This window comes from Bacillus sp. SIMBA_074, from assembly GCF_046534555.1.
GTDB classification, from domain to species: domain Bacteria; phylum Bacillota; class Bacilli; order Bacillales; family Bacillaceae_G; genus Bacillus_A; species Bacillus_A mycoides.
Genome location: NZ_JAWRYM010000043.1, coordinates 1 through 26924 on the forward strand (window position 1 = coordinate 1; position 26924 = coordinate 26924).

27 protein-coding genes and 2 pseudogenes are annotated in these 26924 nt (G+C 36.8%); all 29 read right to left on the reverse strand.

Annotated features, from left to right (window positions below; all coding sequences use genetic code 11):
- Nucleotides 1-142: 142 nt before the first annotated feature.
- The gene (locus tag SB773_RS27755) at nucleotides 143-1207 is read right to left on the reverse strand and encodes an N-acetylmuramoyl-L-alanine amidase (RefSeq protein WP_410593417.1); all 1065 of its coding nucleotides are present in this window, start codon (nucleotides 1205-1207) and stop codon (nucleotides 143-145) included.
- Nucleotides 1208-1287: 80 nt separating this feature from the next.
- A complete protein-coding gene (locus SB773_RS27760) occupies nucleotides 1288-1785 on the reverse strand; it encodes a phage holin family protein (protein ID WP_410593419.1) in 498 nt (165 codons plus the stop codon).
- Nucleotides 1786-1854: 69 nt separating this feature from the next.
- Nucleotides 1855-2082 (reverse strand): hypothetical protein, encoded by a 228-nt coding sequence (locus SB773_RS27765; RefSeq protein WP_410593421.1) that lies wholly within the window; start codon nucleotides 2080-2082, stop codon nucleotides 1855-1857.
- Between the two features lie 34 nt (nucleotides 2083-2116).
- Entirely contained in the window at nucleotides 2117-3067 is a 951-nt protein-coding gene (locus tag SB773_RS27770) for a hypothetical protein (protein WP_410593423.1), read from the reverse strand.
- 15 nt (nucleotides 3068-3082) lie between these two features.
- Nucleotides 3083-3463 (reverse strand): hypothetical protein, encoded by a 381-nt coding sequence (locus tag SB773_RS27775; RefSeq protein WP_000537590.1) that lies wholly within the window; start codon nucleotides 3461-3463, stop codon nucleotides 3083-3085.
- Between the two features lie 12 nt (nucleotides 3464-3475).
- Nucleotides 3476-5452 (reverse strand): hypothetical protein, encoded by a 1977-nt coding sequence (locus tag SB773_RS27780; protein ID WP_410593425.1) that lies wholly within the window; start codon nucleotides 5450-5452, stop codon nucleotides 3476-3478.
- Between the two features lie 15 nt (nucleotides 5453-5467).
- A complete protein-coding gene (locus SB773_RS27785) occupies nucleotides 5468-7981 on the reverse strand; it encodes a hypothetical protein (RefSeq protein WP_410593427.1) in 2514 nt (837 codons plus the stop codon).
- 21 nt (nucleotides 7982-8002) lie between these two features.
- On the reverse strand, nucleotides 8003-9739 hold the full coding sequence (locus tag SB773_RS27790) for a hypothetical protein (RefSeq protein ID WP_410593429.1): 1737 nt from the start codon (nucleotides 9737-9739) through the stop codon (nucleotides 8003-8005).
- A 14-nt stretch (nucleotides 9740-9753) separates the two neighbouring features.
- Entirely contained in the window at nucleotides 9754-11103 is a 1350-nt protein-coding gene (locus SB773_RS27795) for a hypothetical protein (RefSeq protein WP_410593431.1), read from the reverse strand.
- Between the two features lie 13 nt (nucleotides 11104-11116).
- Nucleotides 11117-11494: a Low copy number virion structural protein gene (locus SB773_RS27800; RefSeq protein ID WP_085313701.1), complete on the reverse strand. Its 378-nt coding sequence runs from the start codon at nucleotides 11492-11494 to the stop codon at nucleotides 11117-11119.
- A 12-nt stretch (nucleotides 11495-11506) separates the two neighbouring features.
- Nucleotides 11507-11881, reverse strand: a complete 375-nt coding sequence (locus SB773_RS27805) for a Low copy number virion structural protein (protein ID WP_410593433.1) — start codon at nucleotides 11879-11881, stop codon at nucleotides 11507-11509.
- A gap of 44 nt (nucleotides 11882-11925) precedes the next feature.
- Entirely contained in the window at nucleotides 11926-12309 is a 384-nt protein-coding gene (locus SB773_RS27810; RefSeq protein ID WP_097821202.1) for a hypothetical protein, read from the reverse strand.
- A gap of 10 nt (nucleotides 12310-12319) precedes the next feature.
- Nucleotides 12320-13864 carry a hypothetical protein gene (locus SB773_RS27815; RefSeq protein ID WP_410593436.1) on the reverse strand — a complete coding sequence of 515 codons (1545 nt, stop codon included), beginning with the start codon at nucleotides 13862-13864 and terminating at the stop codon, nucleotides 12320-12322.
- Nucleotides 13861-14544 carry a hypothetical protein gene (locus tag SB773_RS27820; RefSeq protein WP_410593438.1) on the reverse strand — a complete coding sequence of 228 codons (684 nt, stop codon included), beginning with the start codon at nucleotides 14542-14544 and terminating at the stop codon, nucleotides 13861-13863. The genes SB773_RS27815 and SB773_RS27820 overlap by 4 nt, the downstream gene beginning before the upstream one ends.
- Nucleotides 14541-16658, reverse strand: coding sequence for a hypothetical protein (locus SB773_RS27825; RefSeq protein WP_410593459.1), 2118 nt, complete (start codon nucleotides 16656-16658; stop codon nucleotides 14541-14543). The genes SB773_RS27820 and SB773_RS27825 overlap by 4 nt, the downstream gene beginning before the upstream one ends.
- 219 nt (nucleotides 16659-16877) lie before the next feature.
- A pseudogene (locus SB773_RS27830) lies at nucleotides 16878-17810 on the reverse strand (phage tail tape measure protein); the annotation flags it as partial.
- A 34-nt stretch (nucleotides 17811-17844) separates the two neighbouring features.
- Nucleotides 17845-18267 carry a hypothetical protein gene (locus SB773_RS27835; RefSeq protein ID WP_002136003.1) on the reverse strand — a complete coding sequence of 141 codons (423 nt, stop codon included), beginning with the start codon at nucleotides 18265-18267 and terminating at the stop codon, nucleotides 17845-17847.
- Nucleotides 18231-18749: a hypothetical protein gene (locus SB773_RS27840; RefSeq protein WP_002136002.1), complete on the reverse strand. Its 519-nt coding sequence runs from the start codon at nucleotides 18747-18749 to the stop codon at nucleotides 18231-18233. The genes SB773_RS27835 and SB773_RS27840 overlap by 37 nt, the downstream gene beginning before the upstream one ends.
- A gap of 57 nt (nucleotides 18750-18806) precedes the next feature.
- Nucleotides 18807-19409 (reverse strand): hypothetical protein, encoded by a 603-nt coding sequence (locus SB773_RS27845; protein ID WP_002136000.1) that lies wholly within the window; start codon nucleotides 19407-19409, stop codon nucleotides 18807-18809.
- A gap of 12 nt (nucleotides 19410-19421) precedes the next feature.
- Nucleotides 19422-19844, reverse strand: a complete 423-nt coding sequence (locus tag SB773_RS27850; RefSeq protein WP_215552418.1) for a hypothetical protein — start codon at nucleotides 19842-19844, stop codon at nucleotides 19422-19424.
- A 4-nt stretch (nucleotides 19845-19848) separates the two neighbouring features.
- Complete coding sequence (locus tag SB773_RS27855; protein ID WP_085313693.1) at nucleotides 19849-20259, reverse strand: HK97-gp10 family putative phage morphogenesis protein; 411 nt, start codon at nucleotides 20257-20259, stop codon at nucleotides 19849-19851.
- 6 nt (nucleotides 20260-20265) lie between these two features.
- Nucleotides 20266-20634: a hypothetical protein gene (locus SB773_RS27860; RefSeq protein WP_137076326.1), complete on the reverse strand. Its 369-nt coding sequence runs from the start codon at nucleotides 20632-20634 to the stop codon at nucleotides 20266-20268.
- A pseudogene (locus SB773_RS27865) lies at nucleotides 20631-21167 on the reverse strand (hypothetical protein). Before SB773_RS27865 ends, SB773_RS27860 begins: the two are co-directional and overlap by 4 nt.
- Nucleotides 21167-21331, reverse strand: coding sequence for a YqbF domain-containing protein (locus SB773_RS27870; RefSeq protein WP_410593442.1), 165 nt, complete (start codon nucleotides 21329-21331; stop codon nucleotides 21167-21169). Before SB773_RS27870 ends, SB773_RS27865 begins: the two are co-directional and overlap by 1 nt.
- A gap of 194 nt (nucleotides 21332-21525) precedes the next feature.
- A complete protein-coding gene (locus SB773_RS27875) occupies nucleotides 21526-21945 on the reverse strand; it encodes a hypothetical protein (RefSeq protein WP_410593444.1) in 420 nt (139 codons plus the stop codon).
- 541 nt (nucleotides 21946-22486) lie between these two features.
- Nucleotides 22487-23473 (reverse strand): major capsid protein, encoded by a 987-nt coding sequence (locus tag SB773_RS27880; RefSeq protein WP_215564285.1) that lies wholly within the window; start codon nucleotides 23471-23473, stop codon nucleotides 22487-22489.
- A gap of 15 nt (nucleotides 23474-23488) precedes the next feature.
- The gene (locus SB773_RS27885) at nucleotides 23489-24694 is read right to left on the reverse strand and encodes an XkdF-like putative serine protease domain-containing protein (protein WP_215564283.1); all 1206 of its coding nucleotides are present in this window, start codon (nucleotides 24692-24694) and stop codon (nucleotides 23489-23491) included.
- A 112-nt stretch (nucleotides 24695-24806) separates the two neighbouring features.
- Nucleotides 24807-25325, reverse strand: coding sequence for a phage head morphogenesis protein (locus tag SB773_RS27890; RefSeq protein ID WP_410593461.1), 519 nt, complete (start codon nucleotides 25323-25325; stop codon nucleotides 24807-24809).
- 113 nt (nucleotides 25326-25438) lie between these two features.
- A complete protein-coding gene (locus SB773_RS27895) occupies nucleotides 25439-26917 on the reverse strand; it encodes a phage portal protein (protein ID WP_410593447.1) in 1479 nt (492 codons plus the stop codon).
- Nucleotides 26918-26924 lie beyond the last annotated feature (7 nt).

Here is a 26924-nt window from a genome sequence, read left to right on the forward strand (position 1 = left end):
TCGAGCTCCGATAGAATATCGAATCTCGATGGCTGCTTAGTCTTTTTCATACTGTCTACTTGACAGGGGTAAGACCATTTGAGGTCTCTTTTGTTGATTTAAATTAAAAATTATTATTTAAGTGGATGCTCTTTTGCAACTCTTACTTTACATACACATAGGCTTCAATTGCTGATACATAGTATGTTTTACCCTTGCTGTTATGTACTTTGTATTGTGGCGCTCCATTCACAGTTACCTTTACATCAATGGTAAATCCTAATCCTGCATCTAAAGTACCAGCAACATCTTTATCCTGCCAAGAAGGAGCATCATAGAAACGTAGATTGTTAACTTTTGAAACAACGCGCTTCCCTACAATAGAAGAATCCACTGTACTTTTCTTGTTAAACTTCACATAAGATGGATCGTTCTTAATCCATTGTTCATCGCCAAGATTTAACCAACCGTCCTTTTCATCCCACACAACATAAGCTTCTGGCTTATTTAGCTGACGAATCTTAGAATAGCTTGTATCTGGCCCCTTACGTAAGTTAACGTTGTATCCCTCAATATAAGCAATACCATCTGTTACAGCTGTTGGAACTTCTGCTGGTTTAAATGGCTTTTCAGGCACAGAAACATCCACATCGGAATTATTGTATGCTCGTTGTACATCCGCTCTAAATTGAGCTTCTGAAACACCGTGACTACGAAGATAATCAAGTGGATCTTCATGATCTGTTCCACCAAGATATTTCGTTACATCGTAGTGAGTCCATAATCCTTTTTCTACAGATAACCCACGATCACGAAGAATTTTAGCTAGTAACCTAACATATTTATCATAGCTGCGTTTGAATTTCTCGTAATCTCTTGTTTCACATAATTCTACATGTGCAAACCGTTTATTCGCTCCTGGTCCAGCACCATAAGCAATATATTTTGTATCGGCAATTTGGATTGTTTCATCCCAATCTACTGCATAATGTACAAAGGCAGAGCGCCATGTACGAGACTCATATTTTTGAATATTAATTGCTGGCGCTTCTGGTGTTGCTGTACTATGTGCTACAACGCCTTCATAAGCGCCCACACCGTTACGATACGCTTGTTTCGGTAAGTCTTGGATAATTAGTACTCTATCGGCAAATGAAGCCGTAGTGAACGAAAATAAGAGCAATAGAGTCATAAATAATGAACTAAATAGTTTAATTGGTTTTTTCATTGTGTATTTTCCCCTTTTTAGCCAAACAAAAAGAGCACTGTCTTTTGACAATGCTCTTTCCTTATGTAAGGCGTATATTTTTATTTGGTATTATGTTTTTCTTTTCTTGCATCGGACCTTTGGATTTTCGCCTGGATTTCGGATGCTACACTTTCTAATAACCATGCAGGAATCCATTTATCCCAGCCGATTCTCGCGCAGTTTGCAGCAAAACTATTAAAGATATGATAGATTAGCCCACCGGTTACCATGAAGAAAAAGAAATCCGGTAGTTTAAGAGCCATATCAAAGAAATGTGCAAGAGCAGGTAATGATAAAAGCACCACGGTTCTCGTGATGCCCTCAATTCCATATTGGCTGCTGTATGTTCCGTCCAGCTTTGAAGCTTTACTACCAGTAATCCAGTCCAGCATGATAATCCATCCGAAAATCACTATCCAAATTAGATTCGTCTTTCCATACATAAAATTAACTAGTGTTCCTAATCCACCACTTATTACTGCACCTGCTTTAAATTGAGTACTTGTAATAACATCGGCTATATTTAATGACTTGATGAGTTCGTGAATTCGTTCCAAGTTCTCACCTCCTTTCAAATTTTGGCCAAAATAAAAAAACCTGCTGTTGCACGCTCTATTTCGATAAAATCACATATTCATTTTCTTCCACGCGTATTCTAGTGGTTCAGTACGTGGTGCCTTCATTACTTCTTTTTCAGAATTTTTGCTTTCATTTCGGGAGAAGTTGAACATAACTCCTTTCCGTATAGAAGCTTGCCTAACCCCTGTAAGATACATGTTACTGATTTCTAATTTTGAACCTTGGTGTATTTGCGGTTTACGTTTTGCGGTTTTATATAGTGTTTCCGGTTGCATTATTATGCCTTTTATTGTCATAAAATCACCAGCCTTATTCTACTCGTAGTGCAATGTTGTAATCCGGAAATGAACTCCATACACTTGAGTAGTAGGTGTTAAATAACTTATACTTCTGTACTTCTTCATCTTGAAAAATTTCAACGATATCGCCAGTTACAAAATTTGAACCCCTATATGTGTAAAGACCATCAAATTTTGCTCTTAATCCATCTACGTTATCTCCCATGAAAAATGACGTGAATATTATATTTCCCTCTAAAGATGGCGCCTTTAAAAATACTTTATCCCACATGAAAGTAGTAACAGGAACACTTTTTAATCCATCATATATAAGTTTACTTCTAGCAGCTACCAGTGCTGAAGTTGGGTACCAATTTGGACAAGCGCTCACTAAGACACTAAAAGGGGAAGATATAGGGCTGAATTGTTCTTGTTGATATAGTTCATCTGGAATGCCAAATAAACCTATTACAGTTTTTCCTTTTCGTTCTGGAAGATTATCATCGTTTTCGTAAACACAATAAATAACAATGTCTTTATCAACGTATAAATATAGGTCCACCATAGCAATTGGTTTACTAATAGTATTAGCATTAGTGGAGCTAGTTGTTTTCCCTTGATGAAAACATAACGGGTAGAAAGGACCAGGTCCTCCGAAAGTAACATCCTGCTCTTTATCATATCGTTCAATTAATCTAAAGCTTGCATCAGTAACAGAATTAGCAGGATCTCTTATATCATGATATGGATATTTATCTGCTACAATATCTTTGGAAGTTGTACTGACGTAATCGAATGGGCGCAATTCTAAAGAATGGTTCTTCATACCGTCGTTACCGCTTGAGTACATGACATAAATTTTATCTTTTGATGGCGCATCAGCATTTAATTGCTGCCATCCAGCCTTTTTCATTTCATCGATAATCTTCATAAAGACTTCTCTTCGCTCTAGTCTGTGTAACTTACAAATTTTATTTGTCATTTTATATGTTCCTCCTTAACTTAAACGTATCGCTTTCATAGAAACATTAAAAGTAGAGTTTGCTACGCCCCTATTTTCTATATAAAGATGGACCTTGTTTGTATGATCTTTATCCTCGCAAGGAATGGCTAAAATATCATATGTTCTTTTTTCTGATAAGCTTTTATAAATTTGATTCCCATTCTCTTTTTGGTCGTACATAAATAGCATTGCTTCAACGTTTGAATCATTTGTAACTTGAATCGTGCGAATATCGTATTTGTTACAACCTACATCCAATGGAGTATATAGAGTTTTTCCTGGTTCAATTGTAATTTGTACATTCCTCTCAATAAGGATTGACGGTGTAATCTCGCTTTCGGATGTATATCTATATAATTTCATTACAGTTCCCATATTGTATTCACCTCAATTATGTTTTAGATGAATATTAAAATAAATTGGTTCGAATGCTAGGAAATTTGTATCCTTCACAACCTTTACCCAAAAATCACGTGTGCTTTGTGCAGCTACTGAATCAATCAGTATTTCATTCAAATAGTTAGTACCATCCAATGAAATAAGTGCCCAGGTGTAACCGACTTTCTCCATGTACTGCTGAATGGATAGTTTTATATTTGTAGCAGCATCGATGTTGTCATTTACGATTGTCATTTTTACAATACGCTCATTATTAACCATGTAACCTAAATTCGTTGGATCCGTTGTATTTAATTCTGCGCTATTCATTTTGATTTGTAGGGATGAACCCATACAATACATATCCCCACCATAGAAGGTAGCTTGTTTCTTTGCCAGTAGTTCGTTTTCTTCATCATATATTTCTATGATTCCCTCAAACTCTAAAGAAGGCAGTAAAATATCAATGCCTGTATGAGCTGCAGCTACAATGTTAGTAGACAGGACATTATCTGCAGTATCTTTTAATACAACCTTATAATTTTCATATAGTTGGCGCAGACGTAACATATTGCTTGTTGTCATAATAATTTTATTGATGTCTAGCGGTACAAATCCCTCTGCAGTTCCTCTTTTTAGAACAACGCCTATTCGTTTTCCTATTAATGAATCGTTATCCGCATAATCAAAAAATGTATCTGACTTTGTGTAAAAGTCCCATTGATCTTCCTTACATATTGCCATCCACTCTTTATTGCTTTGAGAGCTATTAGCAGAATAAGATTCAATGAATTCAACTTTATTCTTTTCATTTTGATAGATCAGTAAGCCGCCCTCATCTCCTTCTTTTGTAGGAGCATAATCCGCAATAACTTGGATTGCTAAGTTACCTGGTGGCTTATCGATTAATAGCATAACGTCTTTATCTGCAGCATGATTTATACGAAGGAATCCTTTTTTTACAGCATTGTTAAATGCATTTGATGGCGACATAAGCGATTTTGGATTTATGGTATTAAAATCATCTACAAATATTTTTCCACTTTCTTTCTCGTATAAGGATACCTTTGTTTTTTCCTGTTTAAGAGGAACTAGCTCTCCGTTTAGAATGTCAATTGCGTCAAAATTTATATTAAGACCAGATAGTTTAACTGTATGAAGACTTTCTTTTAAATCCAATTTCTCATAAACTAGTGCCTGATGCTTTATGGAACCATTTTTATAAGAGATGTTTTCGGGGGGCATGTTATCGATTGAAATTTGACCTACATCATACACAGAAAATAATAATCCTATAATTCGTAAAGCTGTCCCGAAAAAATTGAATTGTACAGTTACTATTTTGTTGTTTTCTCGACAAAAGTGTATAGAACCTCCATAGGTTTCAGCTGATTTAGATATGTCCCATGCTCCAGAATATTGAAAATTGCTATCCGTATCATCAAACCGTTTCCAACCAGGCTCTGGTTCTTTTAATACATCACCGACTTTAGCATTAAAATTTGCGTAATCAATAGCAGATAAAAACGTATAAACATCCTTATCATTTGAACCAGTAATGAAACCATCATAAGTTACCTCTACTTTATGAGTGCCACTAGGTAAATCTAATTTTTCAAAACAGACTCTAAACATTGATGGAGAATTAGGAATTAATGAGCCTTTAATCCAATTCCCACCATCTATTCTTACTTTTATATTGTAACGATGTGCCAAACTAGATTTTTGCATTATTCTAAAAGCTGTCCCCGTAAATGTAAATGAAAATATATCATCATTTGTATTTTTGGGATCAGAGAAGGCAATCCAACAGCCTTCCGAAGAAGGAGTATTATTTGCACCTACTATAAACCAATTAGCATTTGGGTATTTATTCGTATCTCTTACCCCTTGAAAAAAAGTGTTAACGTTATCGAGTTGGAAATACTTACGATTCCATCCAGATTCCGGTTTCGGTAAACTATTACCTAATTGGGGTGTTGCCATTCCATCACCTTCTCTTTATCTTGTTTTCTTCCAATTTGAATTTGTCCACCAAGATTGACGACTATGCCGCAGCCATAACTTAGGATCATCATTTTCTTTTTCGATAACTATTAATTCATCTTGTTTTTCTGTATCTAGTACTCTCTCCATTTTGAATAGTTCATTATCCTCTAGAACTGATTCTCTTTCTGGTGTACGTTCAAACCGTTCATATTTCTCTGTAACGCTTTCTAATTCATGTTCCCTATAAAATGTATCTGCTTCATTAGTTGCAGCTTCTATGCTATCCTGTCGCTCTAATAATTCATGTTCACTAACGATTGCATATCGTTCAGATTCTCTTGCAGCATCTGCAGTTTCAATTACATTTGTATCTCTTGTTATAACTTCTTTATCAGCTGGTGTTATATCAGAGATAATTCCGCCCTCAAATTCACGTATACCATTAAAAGCTTCTTGCTCTGTAATAAGAGCTTGTTGTGAATCTTGTTTGTAAGAAATGTCTAAAGTTATATGTTCAGCATCTAAGATAACTGGAACAGTGTCCGAAGCTACTTCTTCAATTACTGCAGCTGTATGTTCTTTCATTGCTTTTTCAGATTCAATTGTTTGATCTAGCTTCATTTGCATCACATTTAATGATTTAGATGAATCATTAAGTAAGGCAATACGTGTTTCTAGTTCTTTTTGAACACGGCCAAACAAATCGAATTCTGGAAGATATACGGGAATACCAAGGCCCTCAAATAAATCGAACTCTTCTATGGTAGCTTGTAATTCTTTTTCTGTTTTATTGGCAACTTCATCAGTATTGACATCGGTAATAAGTACGCGTTCTTTTAATCCGGATGAAGAAATTTCATCTACATGTGTAAGTACTGCAGTATCTTCTTTATCTGCTTGATCCAGTTCAACTACAGTTGCTTGCAAATCATTTTTCACTTCTGCAAAAGTAACGTCTGGCGATACGCCTTGTAATTCTTTTAAGATACGATGTGAATAATCTGCATCAGTAATATCAGCATTTATTTCATGTAATCTCTCTGCTTCTTCTGCGACAATTGTGTGTATTTCGAATATGTTTTGTGATTTATTCGCATCATCAGTTTCGGAAATGTCTTTAACAGATAATACCCGTGAAGCATTTTTAACTTCTTGTCCTACCTCTACAGCTGCTGTAAATACATTTTCTTTATTTGCGAATTCTTGTTGATCGGCATAAACAGAATCAAGTGTTTCTACGATACGTTCAAATGTGTGTGTTGTATCTACATTCGCATACTGTTCTTTTGTTCTTGTAAATGATGCAGATTCATTTCTTTCAGTATCAAATACATTTATTTTCTTGCTTACTTCATTATTTGCAATAACATCTGCAGCAAGTTCCTTTGTTCGAATAGAGTGATCCAGGTAAATTTGCGCTACATCTATGTCACGAATTAAATACGCGCTTTCAATATCTTCATAAGGAAGCAGGTCCACATTTTCTATTTCTTCTACCCGATTCAATTCATATTGTTTAGTAATAGATGTTTCAATGTCTCTTTGCATACGAGCAAATAAATTATAATCTGGAAGATAAACCGGTATACCCATACCATTGAACAAATCAAATTCTTCTATAATTCCTTTAACTTCTCGCTCTTTTGTACCAAATTCGAATTGTGCCGGAGCATGAAGAAGTATTTCTTTCTGCTGTATATCACCAGTTTCATTTTCGACAATGGATACAGGAAATATATTTGGAACTGCAGTAGATAAAGTAACTTCTGCATGTGTAGCTTTTAGCTCCCTGGTAACAATATCGCTCGTTTCATTATGCATTGATACAGCTTCATAATCCGTTATAACTCTGTCGGCCATAAGATCATTATAAAAACCCTCACCGTATACAATACGCGCAACATTTACCCATTCCGGTAATACTTCCACACCTGCAGCGAATTCACGTAACTTACCTTTTAGTAAATCCTGCTGTATGATCGGTGCAGCTTCATATTCATTCGTTATAAGATTTGTTTCATCAGAAGCGTGTACCATTGCTTCTATCTTGCTTGGTTTTGTGCTCTCTACCCCTTCGATATGGTTTATATCGAAAATTCGCCTATGTTGTGGTGATTCTTCTGCAGAAATTAGTTGAACAGAAAGACTGTCCATTCGTTGCGAATGCTGCATTTCAATGTTGGCCACATTTATATTTCGATTTAAATCAAAATCAGTTGTATTTGAAATGTAGGCTTCTACCTCTATTTGTCGCAATGCATTCTCTACAACATCTGTTAAAATCCCTTTCGCTCTTACTTTTGTGGCGGTTACTCCTGCGTTAGCTTCTTTAACAGCCTTATATCTCGCATAAGGAGCAATGCAAATTGGATAATCAACATCATTTTTATTTTCTGTATTCGCTGGTGTAATAGAAAAAGAATAAACTTTTTCGTTTTGATCTGGTCCAGAACCAACGACAACAACATGACTTTTTTCTTTGGTACATATAGAAGGGGAAGCAATAGAATAAACTTTTTCACTCATTCTTCTGCTACCCCCTTATGCTTAAATATCTTCTTTGTAGATCGCTAAACCAATTGGATTAAATGGTGTTGCTTTCGCTTGTGTCATAGGACAAACTGGCGTTGTTGGTAATGTGTAACGATATAATTGAGCCATTTCATAAGCGCCTGTGATTTCAGAACCAATAACCGGTGCTTCGTTAAATGTAACGGTCTTATCTTCTGCATTGTATACATAATCCGTTTTTTCTACTTCTTTACATGAAATGAATAATCTTAACGTTTCACCCTTTGGCTTATGTTCTAAATGAAATACTTTACGGTGTCCGTCACCTTGTCCAAGTACTTCATCTACAACTGTTTTTTCAATTTCTAGCTCATCGGCTTGCTGGATATTCTTTGGATGAACTGCATAAACATCATCTAGTTTTCCAACATATCCATCGTTTGGATGAACAATATAAATTTGAGATAAATGATATTTACCACTATAAACCGATGGATTAAAGCGTCCTTGTCCACTATCTACTGACATATCATGAGTAATGAAAGCTAGATAATGATGTTGGTACATGGCTCCTGTACTTGATTGTGATAATTGAACTGTTTCGTTTCCGTTCGATGTATCAGAACCGTAATCAAGTGGAGCATTACCTATTTTCTTATTTGGAGAATATGAAAACTGATCGCCAGGTCTGCATCCGCTTAAAATCACCATATTTTTTCTTGGTGCAACATCAAATGTATAAAGTTTTCCAATATACAACGGTACGAATAAGGCACGAACCGGATTAGGTGTTGGATCTACACGCATAAACATAACCATGCGGTCTTTATTTGCATTTCCATACAGATAAACAACAGAGTCACGATTCAATTCTTTAGAGAAACGCTGCTCTGGTGTAAAACTAATCGATGTATAAGGGGATGGATTTACAAAGTCAATTGTCGAATATACTTCCCCCATAATGCTCTCCATCTTTTGTACATCAAAGCTTGTTTTTGCGGTTAATGCATCCAGTGTCCCGTCTTCTTTTGGTAATAAGAAATAAATACCGCTAATCTTAATTGTTGTGTCTGCTGCAGGTGCAGTTTTAAATACAACTTCTTTTTCAGTGAACGAGTACTCACTAGGGTCAACAATAGTATTATTCTTGTAAACGATGGTTCTGCTTTCATCAAAATTAGGAAATGGGAATGAAAAGTTCTTTTTCGTTCCATCGCCTTTTCCTAATTCACCTAATTTATCACCGGAAAGGATCTCTTTTTCGATGAAATATCGATTGAAAGTGAATAGCAGCATGTCATTGTTTGGCTCATATGTATTGGTAGCCAATCTGTATTCGCATGTTACTTTATCGCCTTTTGCAATAGCAGTAGTGAATGTTACCTTTCCTGTAGTTGCATCCACCTTATATTTACTCTTTTCTTGCTCAAATCCATTTACATATACAATTACAGAAGGACCAAGTACAGGGGAAACAGGAATGGAGAAGTCTTTCTTCACTCCATCACCCATCCCTAATTTGCCAAGCGGTGAATCTGCAGATATAAACCGGCTATCTGTAAAGTCTGAATCTGCTGTGTCGTAGGCATTCGCAATACCAAACCTTCTACGTTCCCCATCACTTCCTAACGATTCAAATAACCTTACATCGATAAATTTTGAAATGCCGCTCTTAATTTGGAAAAATAGCGTTCGTTTCCAACCGTTATCAGCAAATAGTTTCTCTAATTCTTGCGGTAATGTTTGTAGATATACGACTTTATCAAACCACATATATGTACACTCCTTTATACTGTTTTCTCAAAAATACCTAATCCAGCAGGACGATACGCTGTAGCAGGTCTTTTCGTGATTGGTGAAATAGCATCTACATTAAAGAATTTGTAAATGTCGTGTGAATCCGGACAAGTATTCTTTCTAACTTTTAATCTATCGCCATTTAATAGACCTAGCGGAGACAATAGGATCATATAAGGTAAATATCCACGTACACCTTCGTCGGGATGAACAATATAAGCGCGAGAAGTATGTACTTTATTGCTATAAACAGACGGGTTAAATTGATATTTGTATTCGTCATTATCCTGTGATTGCCATGCTAGTGAATATTGACCGCCATCTTTACCAACGCGATCTGGTGGCATTGCATTAGGTGCTACATTCCAAGCGATAAAGTGAGCCTGGTACCTTGCTCCCAATCGTGAACGTTTAATAATTACGTTATCAATACCATTACCAGGGGAACGCGGATATGACTTCATAACAGGCATATAGGACTCTACATTTCTATATGGTTTCGGGTCGTTAAAATCGAATTTATGTGATGCATCCTCATTGCCTGTATCGAATGCGGTTCCTGCCCACAATGCATCACCTAATGTATCATCATTTGCGTAACTCTCTAATTGCCCCATGTAAAGCGGTGTAACTGGAACTACATTATTTTCAAAAGCTGGTGTATTATCTGCTTGGATTAATAAGACGACGCGACTTTCATCAACTTGGCCATTAATTCGAACTAATGAATCCGGCCACCAATTTGTTTGAGCATTGATACCTTGTAAATTTGTATTTCGTAATGTTACTTTCACCCAAGGGGACATCATGACTTGTGTTTCTGCTTCATCGTAAGAGTAAACTTTATATGTACCGATACCACTTGGATTTGTCTTCGTAGTAATTGCTATCTTAGTTAACTCCACATCTAATAATATTTTTTCAAATTTATTAGATTCATAAGGGAGAACAAGAACACCCTCATCAGCAACACTTGGCTCTTTTTCAATCATATACACGTAAAAGCAAGAACGATCTCTGCCACTTTCCATGCGCTTTTTACCGTCTTCTGCAAAAGCTTTCTTGCCTTCTTCATTTGTGAAGTTGTATTTAATCTCTGTCTTTTTTAGTGACCATTTTGAAATTTGAGCAATTCCATAAATAGAGCCGCTATTGTTCTTTACTAACATGTGCTTACTCATGCCGAATTCAAATTTTGTATCATCGTCAGATTTCTGATCCATATCTGGATAAACTGCTCTGAAAAACGATTTTACTTTCTTCCATCCGTTAGCGATTACCAATTTAACAATTTCGTCTTGGAATTCGCCTTCTGTATACATCTTTTCAACGTATGCCATCTATTTCACACTCCTAATCTCTTAATAGTTGATAATTAAGCCATATAGCTTTTTTCTCTGCGGATGCATTATGATACTCGAACTTTAGTTCAGCATTACCAGGTATAGGCTTTACAACAGAAAAGTTAAATCCCTCCGGCACATCTTTCACATAAACTTCTTTAAAGATTTGTTGGCCATTAATAAATAAATTCCAATAGTCCGTATCACTGTAATGTGAAGCAGCAACAGAAAAAGCAATCATTTCCGTTTCGAATGGTAATGAAAATTTATCTACATGAAGCTCATCATGAATTCCAACTCTTCGCCCTTGTATAAATGGCTCTGTTTTTGTTGGAAAGTAAGGTGCGTCAAATCTTCCACCAGCCATGTAGGTAACTGCAAAACTCATGAGTACGCCCCCTTATCTTAAAAAGTGCAATTCAAACCACACTGTTTTATCAAGAATCCCTTGGTTATGGAATCGAAATACAATTGTGTCTCCTGCTTTTGCTGCTTTATAAACCATAAAGTGCATACCTTCCGGAAGACGCTTTGTATAAATATCTTGGCAAATAGTTTGCCCGTTCACGATTAAATCCCATTTATCATCTAATTCATAGATGGAGGAACTAACACTAATTGCGTAAATCTCCATATCTGCAGGTAATACATATTTCACTTCATCCGTTTTAAATGATGTAGAATCCATAATGAAACCAGGTATGAATGGTTCTGTTTTTGTCGGATGAAAAGGTGGATCTAATCGCCCACCGGCTAAATAAGTTGTTTCAAACAAGAGCAATCACCCTTTTTCGTGTATTAAAAAATTCCCGTGCATCATTACGACACATCGGGAATTGGTAAATCAGATAGTATACCGTTACCTTTATTAAGAAGTCTCGGCTGCACACGTTCCAATTGTTTTTGTGCATTATATATTAATTGTATCTCCATCTCTTTTCCGGTTACTTTATGAGAGACAAGAACCTTTTCTAGCATACCGTGTGTATTAAAGGCTAAATCATAGTGCAGATATTTATCTCCATCGACTGCAGACAAACGAGCACCGTCACGAATGAGGGTGTAACCTTCTGTCATACCTTCTTTAAATACATCATTTGGGTCATTACCAGGCATTGGTTTTCCACCGGTATATATTTGTCTATCAATTAATCCTTTCATCAAATACATAATAGGATCATATAAGTTTTTTTGCATTATCATAGAATCACCCCTAGTTCACCCTCGTAACAGACCACGTTTTGGCTGGTCGTTGGATATAATAGTGATTTGCATCTTGATTTACCCGAGGAAATGATAAATCTGGTAAAGAACCATAATCAAACAAGATATTATTCTGCGTATCTAGTACTTGCAAACGCCCTGTAAGAATCCCTTTTGGGTTTCGTACTGCTTCAAATACGATAATATTCACACCGTATTCTAGTGGAATATCAACGTATGTTGGATTGTTCCGGATGAAATAATTTTCTTCAACTAACTTATCGTTACAATAAATATTTAATAAGTCACCATCCTCTAAATCCCAATCCCAAAGTTTTAATCGTAGCGTATCAATGTTTACAGTAATACCCGTTATATCTGTATATGGAGCAGGTTCATACCCGTAGTTAACTGTTAAATCTAAAGTTTGATAGAATCCGTCATCTGCAGATATCATTGTATTAATACCTTTAACGAAGTAATTCCACTGTTGGCCAGAATCTCTATTGAAAACAGAAACTACATCAAATAATTGAATCCGTGGATCCCCAACGACTGCAACTGTTAATGTTCTGAACTTCTGAATTGCTTTTAAATGATAAGCTGCAGCAACTGCTCTTCTTGCAAAGAATGTTGTGGCCCATGGAACTTCTATCATTTCCTCTCGTAAATCACCCTGTGATACATTTTTTAATAGAAACGAATTAAGAAATCCATTTGCGTAATCTCCGCATTTAACAACAATGCTATTACTTATATCCTGGTCCGTTAGCTGCATATCTAATGAAATAAGGTTCTCGCCTTCTCTAAAGCTAAACTTTGCAGGTTCGTTAATTGCATAGTCTGGCATTTTCATAAACGTACAACTGCCATCTGGTTCGTGTTTAATGTAATGGAATGTTGTATCTATAATGTCGCGAACAATTTCATCCCATTTTTGAAATCTCTTTCCTGTTGCTCCCTCAACAATCCAACTTTGATTGGTACCAGGGATGTTTACTCCGCTGCCGTGCAATTGAACTCCTGCTTTTTCAAAGAAGAATTTCACTACATCATAAACATTACCGGTTGGTGCAACAATTTCATCTGATCCAGGTGTTGGGATTACTGATTTATGTAAAACCTTCTTATAAGATGTAGTGCAGGTAACTGAAATCGTGCCACTTTCGGCATTTACCTTCACATCAGATACAAAACCATGTATATAGGGTAAAGCTTCCTCGCCATAGCCAATAGACACTTTAAATTCAGTCTGCGGATATAGCTGGTTTGTATTTGTTACCTCACTGTTATAAAACCATTCTTGAATAGAAGAAAACTTACCATACCAGTTATCCGGAGCCATTTTCCCGTATTCATTTGCAAAGCTAATAGTAAATGTACTAGCGAACTGGTCGGCGTTCTCCTGCACTTCTAAGCCGGTTACACGGTGTTGTACTTGTACATAAGAAGAAGAGTCCCTTCTTTTCATATAAACAATTAAATTAGGGGAGTTATTCCCAACCTGGAAATAGCTCCCCAACATTCTAATTAAAGAAATAGATCCTTCTCTCATATTCCATCAACTCCAATACCTGCTTGTGACATAGATGTTAATTTACATTTTGCTATTACTAGCGTTCCTTTTCGTATTGCATCTACTTCATTCGGCGGAATAATACCCCCGTACGTACCATAATCACCGGTGATAATATGAGGACGATATATTTCTCTCATAAAATCGCGCCAATGACTTATATCGTTGAATAGAGCAGTGAATTCTACTTCGCATCCTTTATTCCCAGCACTTTGAAAACGTGGATATCCATGCATGACATTATAGCTTTTTAAGCCGTCTAGTGATTTCGGCATTTTTGTTTGTTCAATCATCGCAATAGTGGGTATAGGTCCAAATGCATAATAATGAACATCACGTATATACGCTATGTCCGAGGAACCGTAACCGCTTGTTGTAAATTCAATTGTTTGTGGACCTGCACCAACAAAGATTTCTCTTGCTTCCCAGGCATAAGCACCTCTTGCTCTAAACTTTTCAATACCATTAACCCGAACTATAAAATATTTATCTGGTAGCATACCATCAGAACCAATAGGAACTTGGGACATAAATGAAAAGTTATATGTCCCTGGCCATGAGAAATTAATGGTATATTGTATTGTGTTTTTTAATTTTGTAGCATCCCCTAAGAGATGGTATGAACCACCTCTCCTATGCAATGTTTTTAATATACTCATACATTTCGCACCGCCATTCCCATTAGATCATCAGCAACTACGTTTTGTAGCAGCTTTCTCATTTTTACAAAGTCTTCTGCATTTTGTAGTTTTTCAACAGCGACTCTGAATGTTGCATTTTGAATTGTTACGCCATTATCTGTTTTCTTCTCAACGTGGGTTTGTCCAGCAAATGGATGTGCAGTTTTACCGATTAGATCAGCTGAACGTGCTCCCATTTGTCCGATTTGAGTAGATACATCGGTTACTAGTTTCATTGGCTTAGGTGGAACCACTGCTTTGTTTAGCAATTCAGAAGCTCTGTCTACTGCAGGAATCATTTTTTCCATCCCTACACCTAGACCTTCTGTAATAAATCCACCAAATTCCATCATTAGGCGTGAAGGGCTTCGAATACCAAAGAACTTTTTAACTGCTTTTGGAATTCCACTGACTACGCCTTTTGCTTTATCAGCTACCCAGCCACCCATTGCAGCCATACCTTCACCAATACCAGCGATGATATCTTTTCCCCAGTTCACTGCATCTTTTGCTACATTTTTTACAATGGATCCTACTTTACTGAAGACATCTTTTACGGTATCTACAATACCTGTAAAAGTACCGGTAATAACTTTCTTAATCGTAGCGAAATTATTTACTATGAAATCTTTAATCGCCCCAACAACACTAAAAATTGTATTTTTAATTTTGTTGAAATTATCAACTACGAAATTAACGAAAGCGCGAACTGCTCCAATGATCGTATCTTTAATAAAATTCCATGCCGCTTGAATGAAGTTTTTTACAGCATTCATCACGGTAATAATTACATTTTTAATAAAGTTGAATGCGTTTTGTACAGTAGTCTTAATGAAATTCAATACAGTAACAAATACTGTTTTTATAAAATTCCATGCTGCAGAAATAATAGTTTTAATAACATTCATCGCTGTGGAAATCACATTTTTTATGAATTCAAATGCAGCACGAACAAACGATTTCAAGAAATTAAGTACAGTGGTAAAGATTGTCTTAATGACATTCCACCCGACTCTGAAAACCGTCTGCCAAAATTTAACGTAAAATGAAATTATATTTTTAATGCCTTCTAATACGAATTTAACAACGCTTTTTATAGCATTTAAAGCAGCATTAAACAGAAATTTAATGACATTCCAACCAACTTCGAATATTTTCTTCCAAGTATTGATATGCCATTTTATTACTGCAGTGATACCTTTCCATGCGCCCTCCAGGATTTTACCTAGAAATGACACGGATGTATGGAAGACTTTCTTTGTACCTTCCCAGAATCCAGAAAAGAACTTAGACAACCCATTCCAAGCGGCTTTTGCACCTTTTACAGTTGCGTCCCACCCTTTAGAACAAACATCGCCTATCCATTTCACGGCTTGCTTTGTGTATTTTACAACGTCATCCCAGTTTTTATAAATTAAATATACTAATCCAACAATAGCTAATATTGCAATCGTCCAGGGATTCATGAGTAATGTCATTGCAGATCGTCCAAGTATAGCGAGTGCCTTACCTATCGCACCAAACATACCAATAAGTTTAGGGCCTACCTTTAAAAGTCCAGCAAATGCAGTACTTCCTAGAAACGCAACTGCTCTTCCTATCATTCCGAACATACCAATCAATCTAGGGCCGAGCTTTAATATACCCGTAAATAACAATGGTACCTTAGATAATACCGGTACTAGGAATCTAAACGATCCAACAAATGCACCAACTCCACTTGTCATAAAGCCCATCATTGCAATTAGTGGACCTAATACAGCAACCATACCTAAAATTGCTACAATACCAATTTGAATTGGCTTAGGAATAGAACTAAATGCCTTTGCAGCTAATTCCACAGCTTTAATAATTGGTGGAAGGGCTACTTCTGCAATATCTAAAATGGCTTGTCCTAATGGTTCTAATGATGCCATCGTAGTGCGCATTAACTTTTGCCAACGAACACCAAAGGCTTCTTGCTGTGTTTTCTGCATTTTGCCCATCGTTCCCTCAACATCACCTAATGCACCATTGGCATCATTAAGACCTAAGACAGCTTGAGCACCCATGTCTTCCCATTTTGTCATTGTGTTATCGTAAAGGCTTTTTATCCTCTACTTCCGGGGATTCCTCCGCATAATAGGATGTCGATTCATCCTCGGTTCGGCATACGTTTTCACTTATTAGTGTCGCGGTCTCGTGGAGGGATTATATCTTTTCACCCTCTATGCTCTGCCCCTGGCCATACTTTGCATAGCCTTCGGTTCAAATTAGGATTCGCACCCTCTTTGCTTTATACCGCGATTTTAATTCGGCACAACTTATCATCTACCGAATACAGCAACTCCAAGTTGGTTTGCTTTTACTTTATCGTCCATCTTACCTAAATCACCTAAGACGGCATTAAATACATCTGCAGAAGTTCCTTTACCTTTGTTGAAGTTATCCCATACTTTTTGTGTTTCGGGAGACATTTCAGCAAAAGCATTAGCTACACCTTTTGAACCATCCTGTACACGAATACCGAACTCTTTTACAAGGTCGTTAATGTAATCGAGGTTATAACTGCCATCACGGGTTCCGTTTGCCATAATGGTAAACATCTCGTTAGCAGAGAACCCGGCTTGTTTATAAAGTGGTGCATATTCGGACACATTATCAAACATTTCATTTGAATAGTTCAAACCCTCTTGTCCACCAGCAGCAAATAAATCAAATGCCTCTTTTGAAGAAATACCGAAATTAGTCATTAATTGCCCTGCACCACGGGTTACTTCATTGATATCAGAATCAAATGTTTTACCCAGTGTCATAGCACTCTTTGTAGCTTCCTCTAATTCTTCATGAGGAACTTCTTTCATATTTTGATACACTTTTATAAGGGATTGATCTACTTCTTCAATACTTTGGCCAAATCCATCTTTCCAAGTTTCTTTTGCGATTTTACCAAGGTTTTCGGCACCTTTTTCAGTAAGACCTAAAGAGGATTGGATGTTTCTTTGAGAAGTATCAAAATCAGAAGCTACTTTAACTGCTGCAGCACCAATACCAGCTAAAGGTAATGAAACACCAGCGGTCATATTAGCGCCTGTTTCTTGCATCTTGCTACCTACATGGCTAATTGATTCCCCTGCTTTTTGGAATTTATCATGCATTCCGTTTGCAGTTTTTTGTACACGATCTTCGAATTGCTGTAAATCTTTATAAGCACCTTCTGCTTTAATACCAATCGTTCCGAACAATTGGAACATTTCAGCGAGCATTTATGCACCCCCTTCGCTGGGGTCTATTACCCTTTTATTCCTCATCGTCGTCTTCTTGGAATTGAGCCATAATCTGCTCAACGTGCGCTTCACATGCTTCTTTCGTCCATACTTCTCCCATCTCATACGATGACTCTTTGTCGTCTTGAGTATCGGTAAGTCCAAAAGCTTGAAGGTAATCGTTGAAAGTAGTACCTTCTTCAAGCTGACGAGTTTGAAAGCCAATGAACGCCATCTTCTTCCACTCATTTAGTTCTTCTTGCTGCTCTTCTTGTGCAATTAATGAAAATAAATCCATTAAACGCGAATAAGGTATGGATAAGACATATTCATCTGTCCATCCATACCGCTTCTGGATCTTATCGAAAGCACGTAACATGTTTTGTTCAGCTTCCTCTAAATATTCATCTGTATCTTCGTTTACGCTTGCATTTGAGCTGCTGCTGGTTTGCTCCATTTCTCGCTCTGAACTTTCACGAGTCCCTTGACCTGGTTGAAAAAAGTCATTAAGTCCTCACTTTCTAATAGGCCCTGTATAACAGCAACCATTGCTTCCGGAGGGAACTGTCGAAACTCTTCTGCTTTTACTTTTAATAAACTAGCAAAGAACTCTGTGAAATCATCTTCGCAAGCAGGAATCATTGTTAGGACACGGAAAGCGAATTCTAATCCTTTTTGTTGCTGTCTCTCTTTAAGTGCAGCTAACTGCGCTTGTTTTTGTTCTTCTGGAAGAGCTTCTGCTACTTTAGTTAGTTCATCCATTTCTTGCTTATCCTTACCAAAATCAGCGAAGTTGGCCATTGCACTGCGTCCAACTTTTGAAATGATCTTAGCAAATCGCCAAACATCAGTTACATTTAAACGTCGCATTTCCACTTTTACACCCATGATTGTAATTTCTGTACCGTTATTCATCATTTTCTCTAAAATAGAAGCCATTCCGTTCTCTCCTTTTAGCATTTAGCTCGTTTTATGTAATAGAAAACCGACTACCATTTATACGGTAGCCGGTGCTTTTAGTGTTGTTGTTTTCTTTTTCTTCGGTAAGTAAATTTCATATGGCGGTGTAGATGGTGCAGATTCACTGTAATGACCAATAAACTTGCATTTCAAGCCAACCGTTCCTTTACCATCTTTTAGATCAACCTCAATAGATGAAACTACCATCGCATTACGAATTACAAAGATAACAGGTGATTCACTTCCAGAAATCATACCGATTAATGCTATATCATGGTAACTTGAATCAGGAATATCATTAGAAGGTTTCATAATATCGTAGTCTGTTTCTGTAGTACTATCTATTGTCATACCAGGTAAAGCTAACTGCAGATTTTCTTTCGTAAATTCAACTAGTGTAAGTTCTACATGAGGTTCATCTTTTAGCAACCACTTACCGCGTACCATTTTACCTAGTACGCCATCAATATCCGCATCGTAATACTCACGGTCAAAACCTACTTTAGTGCCGCCTGTAGTCGCTCCTACAAGTTCACCTAATTCTTTTACACTCTTAAAACCTTTGTACATGACACCAGGGCCGATAACAAAATTATCAGTTGTCCCTTCACGGACACCATTAATTAATTTCCAGCTCATTTGTCCTACCCCCTAATACAAGTCCGTTCGCATGGTTCGGACAAGAAATTTCGCATTTATATGAATGATAGATGGGTCTTCATCCGGTACCGGCAGTTTACCGGCACGATGTATAGAAAGTATCCCATCATCTTTTAAACCAACTTCTCTATCTAGTAACTTCTCAATACGTGTAGCAATTAACTTTGCCTTATCATAATCCCCGTTATCACAATACACATCGAAATTCAGAATCATACGATCTATAATTTCAACATCATCCGGATTATCTGCTTCAATTCTCATAACTACATAAGGCATTTCCATATCATCTTGTGCAGTTTGGAATGAAAGAGCAGGACCTTTGTCTTCACCTTCACCATATTCTGATAGATTAGCTTTTATTATTTCATCGTTCTCCACAATTGTTCTAATAGCTGCAATAGCATTAGACATACAATTACCCTCCCATCATTCTTTTAAGCTCTCTGCGCTCTTTTTCAAACGCTTTTAATAGGAATGGACGGGCTTCCATATTACTTGTACCAGCTTCAAGCCATATCGCTTTCTGCAAATCGCTTCCTACTGCACCCAATACCTCTGATTGTGACCGTTTAACATTGTATTTAATCGAATTTAACAAGTCACCGGTACGAACAGCAGGAGCTTCACCTGGTTTAGAAGCAGTATATTTACGACTCGTATGAGGTATTTTGTATTGTTTACCGCTACGGCTACCTGTGAGATTCTTCTTAACTTGATTTTGTAAATGAATAGATGCTGCTGTGACTTTTTCAACACACATAGCGTTAATATGCGTCTTTATTTGCTCCATATTGCTTGAGTACTCAATTTCTACTGAATTAGCCATATAGAATCATACCTTTTCGCAATAAATTTCAATGTGGTGATTCATAAACGCAGGATTACGCGGCTCTCCTTTTACTTCAAACATATAATCAACACCTAATTCTTCACTTTTGAAATGAATACGATCATTAGGCTTAATTTTGTAAGAAGCAGGTGCATATATTTTAAAAGTTGTATCAAAATTTTGTTTATCACGCTTAAATCTCTCATTATCAGCAGCAGAATTAGTAGTTACACGACAAGTCATATTCTCGTAAACGTCCTCTTCTACTTCTGCATAATTACCAGAGGATTGTTTCTTTTTTGATTTTCGTTTTACAACTACCTCATGAATATATAAATCATCCATGCCACCATCATCGAAGTACGTATTCATGTAGCCATCACCGGCTTAACTCTTGCTCTAAAACCTTTTAAACCATTGAGTATCTTATTGTTTGTAGCTGGTTCATCTAGCGTTTCTGGGCTAATCTGGTACGAATAATCACCAATACTCTCCGATGTCTTCATACCTTTTCTTTGTAAGTTAGCACGAACTACTGCAGAAACAACCAAATCAATAATACATTTCTTCATAAGTACCTGCAGATCATCATAATCTTGTATCTTATATTCGAATTCATATAACTGATTTTCGGATAAACCATAAACAATACGCCCATTTACAGTAATAGAATCGGTCATATCTTGTTTAGAACTAACATGAGTTACTTTTGCTATAGATTCAGCAGGAAAAGAAAGCCAAGCCAGTTTACTTGTCCGGATGGTTTCTTTCATCGGATTAGTTGGCTTGACTCTTATATACTTCCTTGTAATAACAGCATAGTAATCTATTAATCCTTAAATAACCGTATCGGGTATTTTCTGCACGTTTACGCGGTCTTTAATGTCCTGCACGGTAATATCCATTATGTTTCTTTCTCCTTCTTATCGACTTCTTTTACAAGTTCAAAATGTCCAGTACTTACAAGATAATCAGCTTTATCATTTGCAACTGTTTCCTCTTGGCCATTCTTAAACGTTTGTCCATAAGCGGTGTAAGTTCCACCTAATCGCAGCGCAACTATTTTCATATTTCACACCCCTTTCACGAATGTGGGGTACTGACGGCAAAACGCGGATTTTATACGCTAAGACATCTCATCTTTGCTACTGTAAAAAAACAACTAGCCCCTCGTATGAGGTGCTAGTTGACATAAAATTCGTTATTGGAAGTTATCGTATTTAATTTATTCAATATTTATTATCGCTGTACAAGTAAATAACGTTAATTCATTGACCTTGCTATTTCTAGCATTTTCCCCCTTGGTAATCTTGTGCTATGCATTTCTACATATGTTCCAGCTTGTGTCCAACAGAGTAAACCACCTGTAATGAGTTCTCCATTCTTATCCAGTATTCCACTATTTCCCCATGCTGAAAAATAACCTTTATTTCCGTTAATCACAATTTGATCAGCATGAGGGAAGTTTTTATCGGATAATGGAATTCCTCTATGAAAGGAAATAGCAACCATCAGCTTTGTATCTTTGCTATCCATATAATGTAGACTTATCCAAGGGGATGTTTTTGTATCTAATGTCCAATCATCTGGAATCTTTTTTGGAGATAAAATAGTGAAATCAACTTTTTTCTGTATCTCTGGAATAGTGGTGCTGTTGTGATTATACTTAATTTCTTTAGCCATGATTGTCATGGGGTAACTAATTAAAAGTATTAAGGCAATGAATAAACGAAATGGAACTATCAATTTATCACCTCGATTCTAATTTAATTTTCTGACAGATAGTATTTCCAAACCATCATTTTTTATTAAATAACCTGTCTCTATTGTTTAACAAAGAATCATGTATATTCCATACACATTCAGTTAACATAACGTCCCATTATCAGTAGTAACCAAATCCCAGAAATTCATTCATACCAAGAGTTTTCTAGCTTTCCGTTCCCTTTCTGTATGCAAGATTTCATACATTCCTGTGACAACAGCATTTGGCAGTTCAAACCGTTCTCGTAGCCTGCATGAAATCCTGCATATTCTTAGCGTATAAAATCCGCGGTTTGCCGTCAGTACCCGAATGTAAACTAATCTATGAAAGTTTACATTCGTATTGCTGGTTTTATTGGTCCTATCTCGTTTTCCATTAAAAACAAGAAAAAATCAAAAAAGTATACATTCAAAACCCTAATAATAAAGGGTTTATTCCCATAAAAAATACGCCTGGATATTAAGCTCCAAACGCATCCGGAATATTTGTTAGGATTGCTACTGCGTCCATCTCTTGAATTACAGCATCATCATCAAAATGAATTACATAGAATCGTTTGTCTTCCATTACTGCAGCTTTACCTTCTGTTGTTTTACGAACACGAGTCTCATAAGTGTTAACTGCAATAAAGTTACGTGGATCTGCAAGAATGATAATATCATCTGAAAATGATGGAACCTCTGCAATTCCATATCCCATTGGTTTATTAACTTGATCTCCTGCTCCAAGTAATGCAGCATCGCCAGCGCCTGTCGGACGGTTTGTTAAATATTCAATCCATTTTTCTCTACGGTTTGGCGACATAATCCAACGTAGGTTACTATTCTTATATTTATTTGGCATTACACCAGATAACGCAAAGAAAGAACCTTTACTAAATCCGTTAGCTGTTGCAGCTTCTCCTGTCCCAGTTACTAGTTTAGAGTGGTCAACAATATGAGATTCTTTTGATTTTAAAATTTTCTTTAACCAACCATCATTAATTGATAAAAATTGATCAGATGATTCAGAGTCACCATTCCAATGTAGATCCTCTAAATCAATACCCGTTTGAGTTGCCATAAGAGTCATTACGGTATCCTCAAAACCTTCTCCCTCAATGTTTTCACGGAGAGTTTCTTCATTAATTTCCCAAGGTAGGCGAATCGCTTTTGTATTATAAGGAATGTTGGATGTTTTAACACCTGCACGGTATTCATCATCTTTACCCTCTGTTTTCTTACGAAGAATACGGCCGCCAATACCGACTTTATCAATCACACCTTGTTTTGCTTTACGCATTTCTTTTCGATGTAATTGAGAGAATGGTGTTGCGTCAAATGCCATTCTAAAGAATTCTTTACTTTGCTCCGGATTTAATAATCCTGAAGAAATCGATCCAGTTGAAATAGCACCTTTTGAAATTCGTTGCATATGTGCTAATAATTCTGCGTTAGTCATTGTCATAGTTATATCCTCCTCTTATTTTAGGTCAAGGCCTGCAAAAACTGATTTTTTAATTGGTTGTTGCCCAGGTACTGGCTCACCATCAGGGTCTAGCGATTTACGAATAGAAGCAGCATTTTCGATATTCTCTAGACGTTCAGCAAATGGCGCTAATGCTTTCTGGATAACTGCTGCAACTTTCTCTTCATCTGTTTGCTCTTCTGGTGTTGGTTCTACTTCCTCACCATTTACTTGTTTTTCAATCTTATCTAGCTTAGTAGCTAGTGGTTCTACTGCTTGTTTAACAATCTCTGCAATGTCATCTACCTTCATTTCTTCTTCCTCCTCTGGTGAAGCTGATTCTTTTATTTCGCTAATTAAAGCTAATGCTTCATCTAATTTTGCATGATTCTTTTGGGATAATACTTTCCCAGCTTTTTTAATACTTTCTAAAACAATGCTTTCTGCTTGTGTACTATCTTCTGATTTCGCAATGGTATAACCGCCTTTAATAGAAGAAAGTATGTCCTTCATATCATCAAGAGCAGCTGCCATACGGTCGATATCGGGATTACTTTCCCAAATCTCCCAATAGAACACATCTTCAAATAAATTAAAAACAGCCCGTAAATCACGCTTTTGTTTTTCATCAATAAAGCGGTCTTTTACTTCGCCTTTTTTAATTTCGTGTTTTTCACCTTTGACGAAATCTAGCATTTTTCGAATAAGACTTTTATCTTCATGAGTAAAATCATCGGACTTAGCGATTTCTACACGTTCAGCAAATCCACCCATTGAAAATCCTGTAATATCGCCTTTCTTCACTTGTTCCCATGTTTCTTCATCATCAACACGGACTGTCATAAGCCATGTACCAGCCGTTACTTCTTGATCGCCAACCATCATATCGCTTTTAGCAATCCAGTTTTCAACGACAGTACCTTTACCTGCTATTTCATCGTGCTGCTTATCGATATGTTGGTAATTTTCCATAAAGGTATATGCAGCCTTTTCGATTTCTTCTGCAGTCATCATGTCATCGTGACTATCCGCTACTAGTGGTTCATAAACAACGCCTGTAATAAGCTGCTTCTCTTCCTCTGTTTTAAGGATTGGTATCTGTTTAGATATATTAGGTTGTTTAGCAGATTCACTTTTCATAATGGCGAATTGACGACCATTAGCGCCCTTGGTAACCAAAGAAATATAACTAATATTGGCGTTTTTTAGTTCGTATCCCATCGTTTTACCTCCTTCCCTATAAATATTGGGGTTCCACTGTCAAAACGCATAGCAGCCAATTTAAAGCCGTATACGTTTTGACGATGAAACCCCAATTAAATAGGTGTATTTGCTATTCTTCTGAAATCATAGTGCAGCGGCAATGTGGATGGGCTGGCGGACACATCTTTCCATTGCTAAATAGATCATCAATATCTACCGTTTCTCCATGTAAACCACCACATTCTTTACAAACACGCTCATCGTTTCCTGTAAGCCATGTTTTCTTGTTTCTATTTGCGCCCTTATAAGCAATTAAATTGCCGTAATTCATTGCGTATGTTGCTTCTGTGCGTGCAATCATCATTGCTCTATAGTTACTTGCTTCTGACATTACATCTGCAATAGAAACACTTAATGCATCGACGCCCATTCCCTCACTAAGATTCTTTAACATCGTTTCTCTTAATCTATCTTTAGTAGTTTCATGGATTCCCTTTGCTAATTCGAATGCATAAGCAGCAACCCATTTTGCAGCGACGTCGCCAATTGGATCTAATACCATCCAGGTTAACCCATTAGAAGCTATGGTACTTTGTACAAACTCTGTAACATCATCCTGTAGTGTGTCCGTGACTTCATCAACAAACATTTGACGTTCTTCATCCCAATCCACACTATCCAGGAATTCATCTACTTCTGCTTCATCAATTACAGGAACAAATTCTTCATCTGCTTTATTAATACGAATTACGGGAAGCAGGTTTAAGAGCCTTTTTCCCTGCTCGGAAAAAAATCAGCTACCTTCTTTTGCATAACTTTTTCTACTTTTTCATGCTTTTCCCTAAATGCATTAATAGCAATTATGTTCTCTTGCTCATTATCTGCAGATTTAGCAATTGGTTCAGGTGGGGTAGATTCAGTTGTATCATTAATGAATTTATCCCCCCCTGGTACAGGTTCATAACCTACTACTTTACGTGACTCATTCAACATTAATATTCCACCATCATAACTGTCTTTCGCATACTTCAAATCTGCTTCACGATCATCCGTATCGATTTCATTTAATTTGAAATGCCAATCTAGGCCGCCTAGTATTTCAGCGAATACACAGAACAATTGATTATTCAATCGATGTTCTAAGATTTCTTGACCAGGCTCTATAATAGAGCGTTTGTACATCTCGTTCATTTCTTTAGCGGTTGTTTGTCCCAATGAACCTGTCATAGCCCAACCGATACGATAAGGCGGTACACGATGAGCCACACATATCTCCATTGCACTATCCTGCTTATACAAACGGAAACTGCCTTCTTTTACATCAGGACTGACTTTTTCCAATCTAGCTTTTGCTCCTGGTGGAACAGGAACTACGGCCAACTTATGATGTTCACCCTTAGTTTCTGCAGAGAAAAACGCTTTTAGTTCGTTTTCTGTTCCCTCATCTATTTCATCGACTCCCTCAAGGAATAGCAAAGCATCTGGAATAGTCTTGCCTGAAAAAAAGTTTATATTGTAATCTCTTACCGCTTGAGAGCCAACTATTGAACCTATAGAACTAACGTAATTAGGTATCCCATAATAAGAAGAGCGAGAACCGAATTTACGAATAACAATTACTTCTCCAGCTTTTTCTGTTCCGTTTTCTGCAATATCCTCTGCATTTAATGTCCTACCATCAACAAGACGAAAATCATCCGGATAACCAAACTTTTTAAACCAACGTTCTTTGTTATTTACAATTTGAGCAAAGCGTACTTTATCTTTATGAGCACGAACTGTATGAGCTGGAATGTGGTATAGTTCTGACGGTTCATCTTTGTTATTACGAACAACTTCAATAATGCCCCATCCGACTGTTTCATAATCATCCCATACGGCCCTTATGATCTCTGAGCTTGTCATTTCCGGATTACAATTCCGCATAAAGTCTTTTAACCTTTTATATTGCTCCTGGCTCGCTGCTTCTTTTACTTCTTCAAAAGGAGCAAAGTCAAAACCAACACCAGCAATATCATCAACTTTAGCGCTAATACAAGCAGAATGAATAGGATTGCTTTCCTTTATATCAAGCAGCACTTTCATATCATACGGAGGTTTAATCAATCCCTTATCACCATATATTTGTGCAAATGGGTCAACTGCCATTTGTTTGCTGTTGTCTTCCTTATTCTTTGGATCATCTGCTGCTTTATTAATACCAAATACTTTTACATTCTTAATTGTTTTCTTATCGCTCATATCGTTT

Bases quoted from the DNA above. Each gene is read 5' to 3' on its own strand.
- SB773_RS27890 (WP_410593461.1), bottom strand. From the start codon at position 25,325: ATGTTTGTTGATGAAGTCACGGACACACTACAGGATGATGTTACAGAG.
- SB773_RS27770 (WP_410593423.1), bottom strand. From the start codon at position 3,067: ATGACAAATAAAATTTGTAAGTTACACAGACTAGAGCGAAGAGAAGTC.
- SB773_RS27850 (WP_215552418.1), bottom strand. From the start codon at position 19,844: ATGTCTAATGCTATTGCAGCTATTAGAACAATTGTGGAGAACGATGAA.
- SB773_RS27815 (WP_410593436.1), bottom strand. From the start codon at position 13,864: ATGAGAGAAGGATCTATTTCTTTAATTAGAATGTTGGGGAGCTATTTC.
- SB773_RS27875 (WP_410593444.1), bottom strand. From the start codon at position 21,945: ATGGCTAAAGAAATTAAGTATAATCACAACAGCACCACTATTCCAGAG.
- SB773_RS27885 (WP_215564283.1), bottom strand. From the start codon at position 24,694: ATGGGATACGAACTAAAAAACGCCAATATTAGTTATATTTCTTTGGTT.
- SB773_RS27800 (WP_085313701.1), bottom strand. From the start codon at position 11,494: ATGAGTTTTGCAGTTACCTACATGGCTGGTGGAAGATTTGACGCACCT.
- SB773_RS27855 (WP_085313693.1), bottom strand. From the start codon at position 20,259: ATGGCTAATTCAGTAGAAATTGAGTACTCAAGCAATATGGAGCAAATA.
- SB773_RS27755 (WP_410593417.1), bottom strand. From the start codon at position 1,207: ATGAAAAAACCAATTAAACTATTTAGTTCATTATTTATGACTCTATTG.
- SB773_RS27880 (WP_215564285.1), bottom strand. From the start codon at position 23,473: ATGACAATGACTAACGCAGAATTATTAGCACATATGCAACGAATTTCA.
- SB773_RS27795 (WP_410593431.1), bottom strand. From the start codon at position 11,103: ATGGCATACGTTGAAAAGATGTATACAGAAGGCGAATTCCAAGACGAA.
- SB773_RS27860 (WP_137076326.1), bottom strand. From the start codon at position 20,634: ATGAATACGTACTTCGATGATGGTGGCATGGATGATTTATATATTCAT.
- SB773_RS27845 (WP_002136000.1), bottom strand. From the start codon at position 19,409: ATGAGCTGGAAATTAATTAATGGTGTCCGTGAAGGGACAACTGATAAT.
- SB773_RS27790 (WP_410593429.1), bottom strand. From the start codon at position 9,739: ATGTGGTTTGATAAAGTCGTATATCTACAAACATTACCGCAAGAATTA.
- SB773_RS27895 (WP_410593447.1), bottom strand. From the start codon at position 26,917: ATGAGCGATAAGAAAACAATTAAGAATGTAAAAGTATTTGGTATTAAT.
- SB773_RS27810 (WP_097821202.1), bottom strand. From the start codon at position 12,309: ATGATAATGCAAAAAAACTTATATGATCCTATTATGTATTTGATGAAA.
- SB773_RS27765 (WP_410593421.1), bottom strand. From the start codon at position 2,082: ATGCAACCGGAAACACTATATAAAACCGCAAAACGTAAACCGCAAATA.
- SB773_RS27780 (WP_410593425.1), bottom strand. From the start codon at position 5,452: ATGGCAACACCCCAATTAGGTAATAGTTTACCGAAACCGGAATCTGGA.
- SB773_RS27820 (WP_410593438.1), bottom strand. From the start codon at position 14,544: ATGAGTATATTAAAAACATTGCATAGGAGAGGTGGTTCATACCATCTC.
- SB773_RS27775 (WP_000537590.1), bottom strand. From the start codon at position 3,463: ATGGGAACTGTAATGAAATTATATAGATATACATCCGAAAGCGAGATT.
- SB773_RS27840 (WP_002136002.1), bottom strand. From the start codon at position 18,749: ATGGCTTCTATTTTAGAGAAAATGATGAATAACGGTACAGAAATTACA.
- SB773_RS27785 (WP_410593427.1), bottom strand. From the start codon at position 7,981: ATGAGTGAAAAAGTTTATTCTATTGCTTCCCCTTCTATATGTACCAAA.
- SB773_RS27835 (WP_002136003.1), bottom strand. From the start codon at position 18,267: ATGGAGCAAACCAGCAGCAGCTCAAATGCAAGCGTAAACGAAGATACA.
- SB773_RS27870 (WP_410593442.1), bottom strand. From the start codon at position 21,331: ATGAAAATAGTTGCGCTGCGATTAGGTGGAACTTACACCGCTTATGGA.